At 65.8% G+C, this 14,580-nt stretch carries 15 protein-coding genes; 10 read left to right on the top strand and 5 right to left on the bottom strand.

Annotation, left to right across the window (positions count from 1 at the left end; genetic code table 11):
- Positions 1-24 precede the first annotated feature (24 nt).
- Positions 25-729 (bottom strand): DUF1223 domain-containing protein, encoded by a 705-nt coding sequence (locus GIW81_RS11325; RefSeq protein ID WP_324614983.1) that lies wholly within the window; start codon positions 727-729, stop codon positions 25-27.
- Between the two features lie 176 nt (positions 730-905).
- Positions 906-3,611: an aconitate hydratase AcnA gene (gene acnA, locus GIW81_RS11320; protein ID WP_154739655.1), complete on the bottom strand. Its 2,706-nt coding sequence runs from the start codon at positions 3,609-3,611 to the stop codon at positions 906-908.
- Between the two features lie 257 nt (positions 3,612-3,868).
- Between acnA and ccmA the strand changes: the two genes are divergently transcribed.
- The 5 genes from ccmA to GIW81_RS11295 all read left to right on the top strand — a co-directional run bounded on the left by ccmA (position 3,869) and on the right by GIW81_RS11295 (position 6,822).
- Complete coding sequence (gene ccmA / locus GIW81_RS11315; RefSeq protein WP_324614982.1) at positions 3,869-4,492, top strand: heme ABC exporter ATP-binding protein CcmA; 624 nt, start codon at positions 3,869-3,871, stop codon at positions 4,490-4,492.
- The gene (gene ccmB / locus GIW81_RS11310) at positions 4,489-5,154 is read left to right on the top strand and encodes a heme exporter protein CcmB (RefSeq protein ID WP_324614981.1); all 666 of its coding nucleotides are present in this window, start codon (positions 4,489-4,491) and stop codon (positions 5,152-5,154) included. The genes ccmA and ccmB overlap by 4 nt, the downstream gene beginning before the upstream one ends.
- A gap of 117 nt (positions 5,155-5,271) precedes the next feature.
- A complete protein-coding gene (locus GIW81_RS11305) occupies positions 5,272-6,030 on the top strand; it encodes a heme ABC transporter permease (protein WP_154739281.1) in 759 nt (252 codons plus the stop codon).
- Positions 6,031-6,037: 7 nt separating this feature from the next.
- Positions 6,038-6,196, top strand: a complete 159-nt coding sequence (ccmD, locus tag GIW81_RS11300) for a heme exporter protein CcmD (RefSeq protein WP_154739280.1) — start codon at positions 6,038-6,040, stop codon at positions 6,194-6,196.
- Positions 6,197-6,210: 14 nt separating this feature from the next.
- Complete coding sequence (locus GIW81_RS11295; RefSeq protein WP_154739279.1) at positions 6,211-6,822, top strand: DsbE family thiol:disulfide interchange protein; 612 nt, start codon at positions 6,211-6,213, stop codon at positions 6,820-6,822.
- A gap of 167 nt (positions 6,823-6,989) precedes the next feature.
- Here GIW81_RS11295 and GIW81_RS11290 read toward each other — a convergent pair whose 3' ends face one another.
- Positions 6,990-7,628 (bottom strand): carbonic anhydrase, encoded by a 639-nt coding sequence (locus GIW81_RS11290; RefSeq protein WP_154739278.1) that lies wholly within the window; start codon positions 7,626-7,628, stop codon positions 6,990-6,992.
- Between the two features lie 235 nt (positions 7,629-7,863).
- Here GIW81_RS11290 and GIW81_RS11285 point away from each other — a divergent pair, with 235 nt between their 5' ends.
- Positions 7,864-9,438 (top strand): SulP family inorganic anion transporter, encoded by a 1,575-nt coding sequence (locus tag GIW81_RS11285; RefSeq protein WP_154739277.1) that lies wholly within the window; start codon positions 7,864-7,866, stop codon positions 9,436-9,438.
- On the opposite strand, the gene nhaA is transcribed toward GIW81_RS11285, so the two are convergent.
- Positions 9,392-10,603 carry a Na+/H+ antiporter NhaA gene (nhaA, locus tag GIW81_RS11280; RefSeq protein ID WP_324614980.1) on the bottom strand — a complete coding sequence of 404 codons (1,212 nt, stop codon included), beginning with the start codon at positions 10,601-10,603 and terminating at the stop codon, positions 9,392-9,394. The two genes, GIW81_RS11285 and nhaA, sit on opposite strands and share 47 nt — an antisense overlap.
- 21 nt (positions 10,604-10,624) lie before the next feature.
- Positions 10,625-11,449, bottom strand: coding sequence for a pyridoxal kinase (gene pdxY, locus GIW81_RS11275; protein ID WP_154739276.1), 825 nt, complete (start codon positions 11,447-11,449; stop codon positions 10,625-10,627).
- Positions 11,450-11,737: 288 nt separating this feature from the next.
- Here pdxY and GIW81_RS11270 point away from each other — a divergent pair, with 288 nt between their 5' ends.
- From GIW81_RS11270 to GIW81_RS19370, 4 genes are all read left to right on the top strand, one after another.
- Positions 11,738-12,637, top strand: coding sequence for an HpcH/HpaI aldolase/citrate lyase family protein (locus tag GIW81_RS11270; protein ID WP_154739275.1), 900 nt, complete (start codon positions 11,738-11,740; stop codon positions 12,635-12,637).
- 98 nt (positions 12,638-12,735) lie between these two features.
- Positions 12,736-13,794 carry a MaoC family dehydratase gene (locus GIW81_RS11265; RefSeq protein WP_154739274.1) on the top strand — a complete coding sequence of 353 codons (1,059 nt, stop codon included), beginning with the start codon at positions 12,736-12,738 and terminating at the stop codon, positions 13,792-13,794.
- A gap of 48 nt (positions 13,795-13,842) precedes the next feature.
- A complete protein-coding gene (locus tag GIW81_RS11260; protein WP_324614979.1) occupies positions 13,843-14,100 on the top strand; it encodes a BrnT family toxin in 258 nt (85 codons plus the stop codon).
- Entirely contained in the window at positions 14,087-14,542 is a 456-nt protein-coding gene (locus GIW81_RS19370; RefSeq protein WP_324614978.1) for a helix-turn-helix domain-containing protein, read from the top strand. The genes GIW81_RS11260 and GIW81_RS19370 overlap by 14 nt, the downstream gene beginning before the upstream one ends.
- Positions 14,543-14,580: the final 38 nt, after the last annotated feature.

The following is a 14,580-nucleotide window of genomic DNA, read 5'->3' as shown; positions in this document are numbered from 1 at the left end:
GTGCACCGAGTGCACTAATGCGACTTACCAAAGCCCCGTCCAGGCGGCGCCGATGATGGGGCCGGCTTTGCCCTCCTGCAGCAGGATGATGGCGGCCTCGGTCTCGGGACGCATGACGGCGGTGCGGGCGAGCTGCAGGCTCATCGCCTTGCCGTTCCACGAGCCCACGGGGAGCATCTCGCGCACGATGTTGGTGTAGGTGAGCGTCTTGCCCTTGTTGTCGCCGCGCTCGATCGGCACCTCGGCGCGCTTCTGCACCACCGCGAACCAGATCGTCGCCTCTTTGTATTTCAAGCCGGCAGGCGCATCACCTGCCTCGATCTTGATCGAGTTGCGCTCGTGCCAGAAGCGAATGGGGACGCGCGCGTCCTTGAGCGCCACGTTGGTGACCTGGATCGCCTCCTCGATGGCGCCGGGGTTGGAGCCGTTCACGCCGATCATGCCGTTGACGACGACCTGCGGCGTGTAGATGGCGCCGTCGCCGCGCGCCTTGGCGTAGGCGCGCTGGCGCTCGGAGTTCTTGTCGGAGGCGAGCGTGTCCTTCCACCCGAGATAGTCCCAGATGTCGACGGGCAGGGTGATGGCGATGACGTTGGGGCGCGCGGCAAACTTGGCGAGCACCTGGTCGGCGGGCGGGCAGGTGTCGCAGCCCTGGCTGGTGAACAGCTCAAGCACGTCCTTCGGCGGCCCGAACGACGGATTGATGCCCGGTGCATCCTGCGCAGGCACGCTGGACGCCGGGATCAGCAGAGCGATCGTCAGAGCTAAGAGAGGAGCTAGCCGCATAAGCGCAAAGTACACCGAAAAGAGCCGCCCTTTAAGACTAGGGGGCACGGTGTAACGCTACAACAGAACTCACGAAAGAGTGTTTAGCAGGCAGCGGTGCGCGGCCCCGCCCGCCGCCCTCAGGCTGCCGCCAGGTTGCGCAGGACATAGTGCAGGATTCCGCCGTTCCTGAAGTACTCGAGCTCGTCCAGGGTATCGATGCGGCAGATGATCGGCACCTTCTTAACCGAGCCGTCGGCGCTGGTGATTTCCGCCACCATCTTCTGGCGCGGCTGGATGGTTGTGAGCCCCGGGATGTTCACCACCTCGTCGCCCTTGAGGCCGAGCGACGGCCAGCTGGTGCCGTCCTCGAACACGAAGGGGACGATACCCATGCCGACGAGGTTGGAGCGGTGGATGCGCTCGAACGACTGGGCGATGACGGCGCGCACGCCCAGGAGGTTGGTGCCCTTGGCCGCCCAGTCGCGCGAGGAGCCGTTGCCGTACTCGACGCCTGCGAAGACGACCAGCGGCACGCCCTCGTCCTTGTAGCGCATGGCGGCATCGTAGATCGGCATCTGGTCGGCGGACGGATAGTGCACGGTCCAGCCGCCTTCCTTCACGTTGCCGGCGGCGTCGCGGACCATGTGGTTCTTGATGCGGATGTTGGCGAACGTGCCGCGCATCATGACTTCATGATTGCCGCGCCGCGTGCCGTACTGGTTGAAGTCGGCGACGGCGACGTCGTGCTCCAGGAGATAGGCGCCGGCGGGCGAGGCCGGCTTGATCGAGCCGGCGGGCGAGATGTGGTCGGTGGTGATCTTGTCGCCGAACAGGCCGAGAATGCGCGCGCCCTTGATATCGGTGATATCGATCGGGCGTTTGCTGATGCCCTCGAAGTAGGGCGGGTTGCGCACGTAGGTGCTCTCGTCGTCCCACGTGTAGGTGAGGCCTGAGCCGCTGTCGATCGCGCGCCAGGAGGCATCGCCGTTGAACACGTCGGCGTAGCGATCGAGGAACAGCTCGCGCGTGACGTTCTCCAGGATGAACGTCTGGATCTCCTTGGAGGTCGGCCAGATGTCCTTCAAGTAGACCGGTTGCCCGTCGCTGCCGGCGCCGAGCGGCTCCTTGGAGAGGTCCCTCTGCACCGTGCCGGCGAGCGCGTAGGCAACAACCAGCGGCGGCGAGGCGAGGTAGTTCGCCTGCACGTCGGGGCTGACGCGGCCCTCGAAGTTGCGGTTGCCGGAAAGAACGGCGGCGGCGACGACGCCGTTCTCGTTGATGGCGGCGGAGAGCTCCGGCGCCAGCGGTCCGGAATTGCCGATGCAGGTGGTGCAACCGAAACCGACGAGGTTGAAGCCGAGCTTGTCGAGGTAGGGCTGCAGTCCGGCCTTGTCGAGGTAGGCGGAGACGACCTGCGAGCCTGGCGCCAGCGAGGTCTTCACCCACGGCATCGACTTGAGACCCTTCTCGACTGCCTTCTTCGCCAACAGGCCGGCGGCGATGAGCACGCTGGGGTTCGACGTGTTGGTGCACGAGGTGATCGCGGCGATCACGACATCGCCGTGGCCGATATCGAAGTCGCGGCCCTTCACAGGCACGCGCAGGCCAATCTCGCCCGGCTTCTTGTATTCGGTATCGAGCGCCTTGGCGAAGCCGGCGGCAATGTCGGTCAGCGCAATGCGGCCCTCGGGGCGCTTCGGTCCGGCCATCGAGGGCACGACTGAGGCGAGATCGAGCTCGAGCGTGTCGGTGAACACGGGATCGGGCGAGCCCGACGCGCGGAACATGCCCTGTGCCTTGGCGTACTCCTCGACCAGCGTGATGCGAGAGGCTTCGCGGCCGGAGATCTTGAGATAGGTCAGTGTCTCGTCATCGATCGGGAAGAAGCCGCAGGTGGCGCCGTACTCGGGTGCCATGTTGGCGATGGTGGCGCGATCGGCGAGCGGCATGGAGTCGAGGCCGGGGCCATAGAACTCGACGAACTTGCCGACGACGCCCTTCTTGCGGAGCATCTGCGTGACGGTGAGCACGAGGTCGGTGGCGGTGACGCCTTCGTTGACCTTGCCGATCAGCTTGAAGCCGATGACCTCGGGCAGCAGCATCGACTGCGCCTGGCCGAGCATGGCGGCTTCCGCCTCGATGCCGCCGACGCCCCAGCCGAGCACGGCGAGACCGTTGACCATGGTGGTGTGGCTGTCCGTGCCGACGAGCGTATCCGGGTAGGCGAGGACGGTGCCGTCGGCGTAGGTGCGCGTCCACACCGTCTGCGCCAGGAACTCGAGGTTCACCTGGTGGCAGATGCCGGTGCCGGGCGGCACGACGCGGAAGTTGTCGAAGGCGCCCTGGCCCCATTTGAGGAAGTTGTAGCGCTCGGCGTTGCGCGCGTACTCGAGCTCGACGTTGTTGGCGAGGGACTGCGGCGAGCCGAAGTCGTCGACGATGACGGAATGGTCGATGACGAGGTCGACGGGGACGAGCGGATTGATCTTCTGCGGGTCGCCGCCGAGCAGCTTCATGCCGTCGCGCATGGCGGCGAGGTCGACCACGGCGGGGACGCCGGTGAAATCCTGCATCAGCACGCGGGCGGGGCGGAAGCCGATCTCCTTGCCGGCACTGCCCTTGTCGGCGAGCCAGGCGGCGACGTTCTCGATGTCGGTCTTGGTGACGGTGCGCCCATCCTCGTGGCGCAGCAGGTTCTCGAGGATGACCATCATCGAGAACGGCAGCCTGGAGATGCCCTTAAGGCCGTTCTTCTCCGCCTCGGGCAGCGAATAGTAGGTGTACGTCTTGCCACCGGCGGTGAGGGTCTTGCGGCATTTGAAGCTATCCAGCGACACCGGCAGCGCGTCCTTCAAAATTCGTCTCCTTCAATTCGCCGTCGACGGCCTGCGACGGCCGTAACCCCCCGGTCGTCAACCCTGCGGCCAGAACCCTGGCAGCCGAGGACGTCGCTCGCTTAAGCTGGTATGCTGGAGACTTCGGAAGCCTTGCCGTATACGCAGGTGCGTCCGGCCCCAGCCCAGCGCTCTTGCGGGGACCATCTTGCGGGATTTTCCCATCGTTTCGCTAGCGCATTCTGCCACACGGATGATGAAGAGCCGTGCAGCTCATTGCTGAAAATCTCGTCTTGGAGCGAGGCGGCCGCCCCGTGGTCAGCGGGCTTTCGCTGCGTCTCGACGCCGGAAGCGCGATTGTGCTCACCGGCGCGAATGGCTCGGGGAAATCGACACTTTTGCGGGCTCTCGCGGGATATCTGAAGCCAACCGCCGGCAGCGTTCGCGTGGTGGGCGCAGGCGAGGACGTGGAGCCGGGCGAGGTCTGCCACTTTGTCGGGCACCTCGATGGGATCAAGACGCACCTGACGGCGGCGGAGAACCTCGCCTTTTGGGCGATCTACCTCGGCGGCGGCGACAACGTGGCTCCGCGAGTCGAGCGGGCGCTGGCGCAATTCTCGCTCGATGCCCTGGCTGACATCCCGGCGGGGTATCTTTCGGCCGGGCAAAAGCGGCGTCTCGGGCTCGCCCGGCTCGCCGTCGCGCCGCGGTCGCTCTGGCTCTTGGATGAGCCGACGGTGTCGCTCGATGCGACATCGGTCGAGGTGCTGGTCGCGGCGATCAACGCACACTTGACGTCCGGCGGCCTGGCGGTGATCGCCACGCACGTGCCGATGGCGCTGGCGGCCGCGCAGTCGATCCGCCTGGGGCGGGTGGAGGCGGCGGCGTGAGCGCATTCCTCGCTCTCTTGAAGCGTGACCTCCTGCTCAGCGTCCGCCAGGGCGGAGCGCTTGGCACGGCGCTCGGCTTCTACATGCTGGTCGTGACGCTGCTGCCGCTCGGACTCGGCGCCGATCTCAACCTCTTGTCGCGCATCGCGCCGGGAGTCCTGTGGATCGCCCTGCTGCTCGCGGCGCTCCTGTCGCTCGGGCGCGTGTTCTCGTCCGACTACGAGGACGGCACGCTCGACGTGCTGGCGACCGGCAGCTTGCCGATGGAGCTCGTGGTCACGGCCAAGGCCCTGGCGCACTGGCTGTCGACCGGCATCCCCCTGGCGCTGATGGCGCCGGTGCTTGGGCTCCTGCTCAACCTCGATATCGGCGCCTACCCGCTGCTGGTCGCCACCATGCTGGCGGGGACGCCGGCGGTCAGCTTCATCGGGGCAGTGGGAGCGGCACTCACCCTGCGCGCCTACCGGGGCGGCCTCCTGATCGCCCTATTGGTGCTGCCACTCTACGTGCCGACGCTGGTGTTCGGCATGGCGGCGATCAACGGCCTGCTGGGCGCCTCTGGATCGGGAAGTGCTTTCCTTATCCTTACCGCGCTTTCACTTGCGTCGATCGTGCTTTGCCCGTTGGCTGCGGCGGCGGCACTTCGGGTACAAATGCAGTGAACGGCGGCAGTGGATGGTCGCGGCGGAAGTAGCGGAGCGGTACCACCCCGGCGGGCTATCTCCCTGCTGCACCGTGTTCATTTGCGCTTCAGCGTCCGACAGATTAGATCAATTCCAATGCAGACCCTGACCCAACGCCTCGCCAATCCCACCCGCTTCATGGAGCTTTCGGCTCGCATCCTGCCGTGGATCGCGGCGGCAGCGGCGGTGGTCATTGCGTATGGACTCTACCTCGGTTTCACCGCGCCGCCCGACAGCCTGCAGGGCGAGACCGCGCGCATCATGTACATCCACGTGCCTTCGGCGTGGCTGTCGATGTCGGTCTACGCGTTGGTCGCTGTCTCGTCGTTCGGGCTCTTGGTGTTTCGTCATCCGCTGGCCGACGTCTCCGCCAAGGCGGCCGTGCCGCTCGGCGCCGCCTTCACGTTCCTGGCGCTGGTGACCGGCTCGCTGTGGGGACGGCCGACCTGGGGGACCTACTGGGTGTGGGACGCGCGCCTTACCTCGGTGCTGATCCTCTTCTTCCTCTACCTGGGCCTTATGGCGCTGCGCTCGTCGATCGAAGATGAATCGCTCGCCGCCAAGCTGACGGCCATCCTCGCGCTCGTCGGCATCGTCATGCTGCCGATCATCAAGTTCTCGGTCGAGTTCGGCAACACGCTGCACCAGCCGGCGAGCGTCATCCGCGCCGGCGGTCCGACCATCGACAACGCGCTTTTGGTGCCGCTGCTCGTGATGGCCATCGGCTTCACGCTGATGTTCGTCGCCATGCACCTGAAGGCCATGCGCAACGAGATATTGCGGCGGCGGGTCAAGTCGCTGCAGCTCGCCGAGGTGGCGCGCGCACAGTCGACGCAACTAGCAGCGGCGGAGTAGCAGGCATATGGATCTCGGACCGCACGCGAGCTTCATCTGGTCGGCCTATGCGGCGGTGACCGTGGTCATCGGCGCCATCATCGCGTGGCTGGTCGTCGACGGGCGCCAGCTTGAGCGCCGCCTCGCCGATCTCGCCGCCCGCGGCGTCAAACGCCGCTCCGCCTGAACGAAAGCATCCCCATGCCGCCGGCCCCAGACGAGCGTCTCTCGCCTCCGCGCAAGCGCGGCTTAGGATGGGTGGTGGCGCCGGTGCTGATCTTTGGCGCGCTGGTCGCCCTATTCGCCTTCGCGCTGAAGACCGGCGATCCTTCGAAGCTGCCGTCGGCGCTCATCGGCAAGCGGGCGCCGACGATCGCGTTTGTTCCCATCGAGGGCCTCGTCGATGCCGGCAGGCCGGTACCGGGCTTCTCCGGCGCCGAGCTCGCCACCGGCAAGCCGAGCATCGTCAATTTCTGGGCCTCGTGGTGCGTGCCCTGCGCCGAGGAGCAGCCGCTGCTGGTCGAACTGCAGAAGCGCACCGGCGTCACGCTGTGGGGCGTGAACTACAAGGACGATCCGGTTGCGGCGCGTCGCTTCCTCGGCCGCTACGGCAATCCGTTCGCAGGCGTCGGCGCCGATCCCAGCGGCCGCGGGGCGATCGAATGGGGCGTCTATGGAATGCCCGAGACGTTCGTGGTGAACGGCAACGGCGAGATCATGTTCAAGCACGTGGGGCCGGTGTCGGCGGAGAGCATCGCGACGAAGCTCATGCCGGCCATCGAGCGCGCCAAGTCGGCGGCGACGCCGAATTAGCCGCCGCGACTCCCCCAAGTGTCATCCTCGGCTTCATGCCGAGTATCCTGCCGACAGATTGCTCCCTCGCTTGCGGAATTGCGCACTCGCTCAACCCACAATAATGCACGGATCTTGTTGACCCATGGGTCCTCGGGACAAGCCCGAGGATGACAGTGAGGCCGGAATTAGAGCGGGAAGAACTCGCCGCGCGAGTGGTTCAAGACCGATAGCGTGCCCGTGGAGATGTCGAAGTAGGCGCCGTGCAGGGAGAGCTTGCCGCGGTTCTCGGCATCGGCGACGAACGGGAACGTCCGCAGGTTCTTGATCGAGTTCTTGATGCCTTCCTGCTCGAGTGCCGCCAGCTTTTCGTGGTGCGGGCTCGTCTGGTGGGCCGCGAGCACCTTAAGCCGCGCGTCATCGAGCATCGACATCCAACGGGAGATGAACTGCGCTTCGGTCTGGATCGCGGCGCTCTGGTCGAGGGCGGCTTTGACGCCGCCGCAGCCGGAGTGGCCCATGATGATCAGGTTCTTGATGCGCAGGTTCAAAACCGCGAACTCGATCGCCGAGCTGACGCCGTGAAACTTGCCGCCGGTCTCGTAGGGCGGAACAAGGTTGGCGACGTTGCGGACGACGAACATCTCGCCCGGCATGGCGCTGAAGATCGTCTCTGGGTCAACGCGGCTGTCTGAGCACGAGATGACCATTGAGTCCGGGCTTTGCCCGTGGGTGGCCAGCTCCTCGTACTCCTCCGCCTTGGGGAGGAAGTGCCGGTGGTGGAAGCGGCGGTAACGGTCGGCGAGTTTTTCTGGGAAGCTGCTCATGGCGGCGATCAATGCCTGAGTTCGCGGCAGGTGCGGAGATGTCAAATCGTCCAAGCTGACGGTGTCACGAACCGTGCCGCCTTACCGTTGGCGGAAATGGCGCGCGGCGCAGCTTGCCGGGTTGCAACTCAAGGTCTATCGTCCCGCCCCGCTGGGGGATAGCTAAAATCGGTTTGCAATCAATGGGAACCGTGATCTGCCGGCAGGGGTGGAACAGCGAGCGGACGGAAGCCTTATGGACACACCGTTTTCGAAGGCGACTTTCGGTCGCGATTTTCTGGCGTCGATCGTTGTCTTCCTGGTCGCGCTGCCGCTGTGCATGGGCATTTCGCTCGCGTCCGGCATGCCCCCCACGGCGGGCATCATCACCGGCATCGTCGGCGGCATCATCGTCGGCATGATCGCCGGCGCGCCGCTGCAGGTGAGCGGCCCGGCGGCCGGCCTCTCGGTGCTGGTTTGGCAGCTCGTCGACCAGTTCGGGCTGGAGATGATCGGCGTCATCATCCTCTTCGCCGGCCTCATCCAGCTCGTCGCCGGCCTGTGCAAGCTCGGGCAGTGGTTCCGCGCCGTCTCGCCCGCGGTGATCAACGGCATGCTGGCCGGCATCGGCGTGCTGATCCTCGCCTCGCAGTTTCACGTGATGCTCGACTACAAGCCGATCGGCACGGGCATCCAGAATCTCATGGGCATCCCGACGTCGCTGATGAACGCGATCAACGAGGGCGGCCCGCACATCCAGGCGCTGGGGATCGGCGTCCTGACCATCGCGACGATCTTCGGCTGGAGCGCGCTCGCCCCGAAAAGCTGGCGCCTGTTCCCGGCGCCGCTGGTGGGCGCCATCGTCGGCATCGCAGCCGCGCAGCTCTTGGGCTTCACCGACCTCAAGTACGTCAACGTGCCGGACAACATCTGGGCGGAGACGATCTTCCCGACGCCCGAAAAGCTGATGCGCATCATGGAGTGGCCGGTGCTGGTCGGCGCCATCTCCATCGCCTTCATCGCCAGTGCCGAGACGCTGCTATGCGCGACGGCCGTCGATCAGATGCACAAGGGACCGCGCACCAAGTACGACCGCGAGCTCGCGGCGCAGGGCGTCGGCAACACCATTTGCGGCTTCCTCGGCGTGCTGCCGATGACGGGCGTCATCGTGCGCTCGGGCGCTAACGTCGAAGCCGGCGCGGTGACGCGCTGGTCGGCGGTGATGCACGGCGTGTGGCTGTTGCTGTTCGTTTCCGCGCTGCCGTTCACGCTGAAGTACATCCCGCTGTCGGCGCTGGCGGCGATCCTGGTGTTCACCGGCTACAAACTCGCCTACCCGAAGATCGTCCCGACGCTTCTCAAGTATGGCAAGGGCGAGGTGTTCATCTACTTCGCGACCATCATCATGATCGTGGCGACGAACCTGCTCGAGGGCGTGCTGGTCGGGCTCGGCCTGTCGCTCATCAAGCTGCTCTACGCCTTCTCGCATCTCGACGTGCGCAAAGAGGAGAGCGGCGACAAGGTCGACATCTATCTCAAGGGTGCGGCGACGCTCATCCGCCTGCCGAAGCTCGCCGCCGAGCTGGAGAAGCTGAAGCCCGGCGCCGACGTGACGGTGCACATCGGCGACCTCGAGTACATCGATCATGCTTGCCTCGACCTGCTCGGCAACTGGGACAAGCAGTATGCGGCCACCGGCGGCAGCGTGACGATCGAGTGGGACGAGCTGTCGAGCAAGTACCACGCGCGCCGGCCGGCCAACATCAAGGCGGCGCGCGAGGCCGCTAGGGCCGGGGCTTGGGTGGGGCCGACGCCGGCGTCACGCAGCTGAGGAAAACGTAGCCGGCAAACGCCGACGCCAGCGATCCGAGCAGCACGCCGATGCGGATTTCGGCGGCGCGTTCGACGTCGGTGAATGCCAGCATGCCGATGAACAGGCTCATCGTGAAGCCGATGCCGCCGAGGATGGCGACGCCGAAGATCTGCGGCCAAGTTGCGCCGTCCGGCTTGGTGGCCAGCCCGGCTCTGATCGCCGCGAATGAGAACGCGAAGATGCCGACCGGCTTGCCGATCAACAGGCCAAGGATGATGCCCATCGGTATCGCCCCGACGACATGCGCGGCCGTCGTTCCGGCGAGCGGCACTCCGGCATTGGCGAGTGCGAACACCGGCAGCACGCCAAAGCGCACCCACGGCCCGATCGCCAGCTCCAAGCGCTCGAGCGTGCTTTCCGTATGGCCCGGCGCCGGAGTGAGCGGTACGGCCAGTGCCGTCGCGACGCCGGCCAGTGTGGCATGCACGCCGGATTCCATGACGCACACCCAGATGAACAGGCCGATCAGCAGATAGGGCCAGATGGCCGTGACGCCCCGGTGATTGATCAGCGCCAGCGCGGCAATGCCGAGCGCGGCGAGGGCGAGCGCGATCCACGATAAGCTCGCGGTATAGAACACCGCGATGACGACTATCGCGCCGAGGTCGTCGATGATCGCCAGCGCAAGAAGGAAGATTTTCAGCGGCGTGGGAATGCGGTCGCCCAGCAGCGCCAGCACGCCGATGGCGAAGGCGATGTCGGTGGCGGCGGGGATCGCCCAGCCGCGCAGCGCGACCGGATCGCCCCAGTTGATCGCCGCATAGATCAGCGCCGGCACCAGCATGCCGCCGAGCGCGGCAATCGCCGGCAGCGACGCCTGCTTGACCGTCGACAGCTCACCGACGACCAGCTCGCGCTTGATTTCGAGCCCGACGAGAAAGAAGAAGATCGCCATCAGGCCGTCGTTGATCCAGTGGAGCACCGACTTGTCGAGCGCGAACGGGGCGAGGCCGACGGGCACGTGCGTTTCAAGCAGCGCCTCGTAGAGACTGCTGGCCGGCGAGTTCATCAGTACGAGGCCGAGAACGGCAGCGATGACGAGCACGATACCGCCTGCGGCTTCGTGGTCGAAAAATGCCTTGATGCCGCTGACGCGCGCTTTGATCGGTTTCCTGCTCGCCACCCGTCGGCTCCCCGTGTTGCCTTACACCGGCGCTGTCGGCAGCACCCGCGCGTTGGCCCATAAAGCACCGGCCGCGGCGAGCGGCAATTCATTCCGCCCCATGCTGGCGGCAATCGTGGCATCGACGGCGGAGGCGGCCGCACCGAGCGAGTAGCTCAGCGAGAACGCGTTGAGGTGGTTGCCGAGGAACATGGCCGACAGCAGGTCGCCGGTGCCGTGCGGGGCGGAGGAGCGGCGGCGCACGTAGCAGGCGATAGCGTCCTCGCCTTTCGCGAGCATGGTGGCGAGGCGGTTGTCGCTGGCGTCGATCGACGTGGCGAGCACCGTCGGTACGCCGAGTGCGCCGGCGGCGCGGCGGGCTTCGGCGAGGTCGCCGACGGGAAGGCCCGTGAGCCAGGCGAGCTCGAAGCGGTTGGGCGTGGCGATGCTGGCGAGCGGCAGAAGCTCGTCGCGGATGGCGGCGGCGGTCCCGGCCGGCAGATAGATGCCATCCGGTTCGTCGCCGAACACCGGGTCGCAAAGGTAGAGCGCCGGCGGGTTGGCGCGCCGCACCCGCTCGACGGCGGCGCGGGCGACGGCGACGTGCCCTTGGCTCGGCAGGTAGCCGGTCAAGACAGCGGCGGTGTCGGCGAGCCAGCCGTTGGCATCCATTGACTCGAGCATCGCCTCGATCTGCCGGGCAGGCACGGCCTCGCCGGCGATTTGGGGATAGCCGGGCTGGTTCGACAGCACGACCGTCGGCACGGCGATCACCTCGTGCCCCAGCCACTGCAGGGCCGGCACGATGACGGCGAGGCCGACGGATCCAAACGCGACGTGTGAGGATAAGGCGAGGATGCGAGGCATCGCGCGACTGTGCCCGATGCCACCGCCCGTCGCCAAGGCAATGCAATGCGCGAACCTGTGCGTGGCGCACTTTGAGATCGTCGCAACGCGGGCTATTGTGCGTCGCACAAGTGTCCCCCATTCCGAAGCTCGCTTAGTGCTTGCCGCGATGAGATAAGGCGAGCTTCGGAATGAAAGGGGACACTCAAGTCATTGCTTGGCTAGTGTGATTCAGATCGAGAAATTCGCTCGATGCCCAGCCGCCCGTGATGGCGAATTTCTCGATCATCACACTAGTGGGAGCGCTCGATGACCGTTCGCCCGCGCCGCAGCGTGCTCTACATGCCCGGTCTCAACGAGCGCGCGCTAGAGAAAGCCAAGACCCTACCGGCCGATGCGCTGATCCTCGACCTTGAGGATTCCGTTGCGCCGGAGAGCAAGATTGCCGCCCGCGACAACGTCTGCGAAGCGGTGAAAGGCGGCGGCTATGGCCGGCGCGAGCTGGTTATCCGCGTCAACGCCATCGAGACCGCTTGGGGCATGGACGACCTGCGCGCGGCGGCGAGCGTCGAGCCCGACGCCATTCTCGTGCCCAAGGTTGCGACGCCCGGCGACATCGTCACCGTCGCCAAGGTGCTGGGCGCCATCAATGCTCCGGCCAAGGTGCGGCTGTGGGCGATGATGGAGACGCCGAGCTCGGTGCTGAATTCGCGCGAGATCGCGGCGCTGGGCGCCGATCCGGAGAACCGGCTCGCCTGCTTGGTCATGGGCACCAACGATCTTCTGAAGGAATCGCGCGCCCGCGCCCTGCACAACCGCATCGCCGTCGTGCCGTGGCTCGCCATGATCATCGTCGCTGCCCGCGCTTACGGGCTCGACATCCTCGATGGCGTCTACAACGATTTCCGCGACGAGACGGGTTTCCGCGATGAAAGCGAGCACGGCCGTACGCTCGGCATGGACGGCAAGACGCTGATCCACCCCTCGCAGGTGGCGCCGTGCAACGAGGTCTTCTCACCGACCCAGGAGGAGGTCGCCTGGGCGCGCAAGATCATCGCCGCCTTCGAGGAGCCGGCCAACGCCCGCAAGGGGGTGATCACGCTGGAAGGCAAGATGGTGGAGCGCCTGCATCTCGTCATGGCCCGGCGCACGGTGGCCATCGCCGACGGTATCGAGGCGATGCGCCGGACGCAGGAGGAGTGGTTCTGACGGCTCCTGGGGGCCGCGAGCGGCGAAAAGTCAGTCGACAGAGGCAGCCATTTCGGACTAATCGGCCCTGCGCGCCCGTATGAGGATCTGACCAGCCCATGACTTCGACCAAGACCAACCCCGGCAACTACTTCGAGGATTTCAAGTTCGGGCAGGTGATCGTGCACCCGACGCCGCGCACGGTGACGGTCGGTGACGTGGCGCTCTACACGAGCCTTTACGGCACGCGCTTTGCGGTGCAGTCCTCCGACGCCTTCGCCAAGGCCATCGGCTATCCGCAGTCGCCGCTCGACGATCTGCTGACGTTCCACATGGTGTTCGGCAAGACGACGCCGGAGATCTCGCTCAACGCCATCGCCAACCTCGGCTATGCGAGCTGCCGCTTCCTGAAGCCCGTCTATCCCGGCGACACGCTGGCTTCGACCTCAGAGGTCATCGGTCTCAAGGAGAACTCCAACCGCGAGACGGGCACCGTCTATGTGAAGTCCACGGGCCGCAACCAGAACGGCGACGTGGTGCTCGAGTACGTGCGCTGGGTGATGGTGAGGAAGCGCGACAAGGAGAACCCGGCGCCGGAGGCGATCGTGCCCAAGCTGCCGGAGCGCGTCGATCCGAAGGACATCGGCGTCGCGGTCCCGGCACTCAACATCGGCGGCTACGACTTCGCGCTCGCCGGCTCGCCCTATCGCTGGGGCGACTACGAGGTGGGCGAGAAGATCGACCACGTTGACGGCATGACGCTGGAGGAGGCCGAGCACCAGATTGCCACGCGGCTCTACCAGAACACGGCGAAGGTGCACTTCAACCAGCACACCGAGGCCAAGGGGCGCTTCGGCAAGCGCATCGTCTATGGCGGCGTCGTCATCTCGCTCGCCCGTGCGCTGTCGTTCAACGGGCTGAACAACGCCTTCCACCTCGCCGCCATCAACGGCGGCCGGCACGTGTCGCCCTGCTTTGCCGGCGATACGGTCTATGCCTGGTCGGAGGTGCTGGAGAAGGCCGAGCTGCCGGGCCGCAAGGACGTCGGCGCGCTGCGGACCCGCCTCGTGGCGGTGAAGAACAACGACTGCGCGACCTTCCCGCTCAAGAAGGAGGACGGCCAGTATGCCGACGGCGTCCTGCTCGATCTCGACACCTGGGTGCTGCTGCCGCGCTGATTGACGGCTACGGGATACCCGTATAGGCTTGGGGCCTATGAAGTTCGAGTGGGACCCGCTAAAGCTGCGACCAACGTCGTCCGGCACGGAGTCACCTTCGAACGCGCCAAGGACGTCTTCGTCGACCAGAAGGCTATCGAGGCGCTTGATGAGTCGTCGAGTGACGAGGAGCGCTGGCGCATACTTGGACGCAGCAGCGCCGGAATATTGATGGTGGTCTACACCGAGCGCAGAGGACGGATCCGCATTATCTCGGCGCGCATGGCCGACAAGCGAGAACGGAAGACCTACCTTGAGCAAGAGTAAGTCACTCAAACGAAGTGCCGCGGGGCGTGCATCTCGCACGCGGAAGAGTGATGATCGCGAAAATCCCTCGTTGGGTGCAGCCGATCTGGGTGCCATGAAGCGCGTCGCGCCAATCAAGCGCATGCGCTGGCAACTGGGACTGTCTCAAGAGGAATTCGCCAACCGGTTTGAAATTCCGATTGGGACGCTAAGGGATTGGGAGCAGGGGCGGAGTAGCCCCGACCGACCGGCGCGTGCATATCTCAAGGTGATCAGCAGCGATCCAGGCTTTGTTAGCCGTGCGCTTCATGCCGATGAGGCAACCTCAGTCAGCGCAAGCAGGTTGGCAGCCAAGGCGCTTTCAAATCAGGACTCCCTCGGACGCTCGGCGAAGGGGCTCGCGGCCTCGGCTCTAAGTCAGGGTGCAGGTGCGCAAAGGGGTCGAAAGAAAAAAAACTCCTAGTAGGCTAAGCCGCCCGTGCTGTGGCGAATGGCGAATTG

This window comes from Hyphomicrobium album, from assembly GCF_009708035.1.
GTDB classification, from domain to species: Bacteria; Pseudomonadota; Alphaproteobacteria; order Rhizobiales; family Hyphomicrobiaceae; genus Hyphomicrobium_A; species Hyphomicrobium_A album.
This window is presented reverse-complemented; position numbering and strand designations above follow the sequence as displayed.

Excerpts from the sequence above, each read along its gene's own strand:
- GIW81_RS11305 (WP_154739281.1), top strand. The coding sequence starts at position 5,272 with ATGCAGACCCTGACCCAACGCCTCGCCAATCCCACCCGCTTCATGGAG.
- ccmD (WP_154739280.1), top strand. The coding sequence starts at position 6,038 with ATGGATCTCGGACCGCACGCGAGCTTCATCTGGTCGGCCTATGCGGCG.
- GIW81_RS11295 (WP_154739279.1), top strand. The coding sequence starts at position 6,211 with ATGCCGCCGGCCCCAGACGAGCGTCTCTCGCCTCCGCGCAAGCGCGGC.
- GIW81_RS11290 (WP_154739278.1), bottom strand. The coding sequence starts at position 7,628 with ATGAGCAGCTTCCCAGAAAAACTCGCCGACCGTTACCGCCGCTTCCAC.
- GIW81_RS11285 (WP_154739277.1), top strand. The coding sequence starts at position 7,864 with ATGGACACACCGTTTTCGAAGGCGACTTTCGGTCGCGATTTTCTGGCG.
- pdxY (WP_154739276.1), bottom strand. The coding sequence starts at position 11,449 with ATGCCTCGCATCCTCGCCTTATCCTCACACGTCGCGTTTGGATCCGTC.
- GIW81_RS11270 (WP_154739275.1), top strand. The coding sequence starts at position 11,738 with ATGACCGTTCGCCCGCGCCGCAGCGTGCTCTACATGCCCGGTCTCAAC.
- GIW81_RS11265 (WP_154739274.1), top strand. The coding sequence starts at position 12,736 with ATGACTTCGACCAAGACCAACCCCGGCAACTACTTCGAGGATTTCAAG.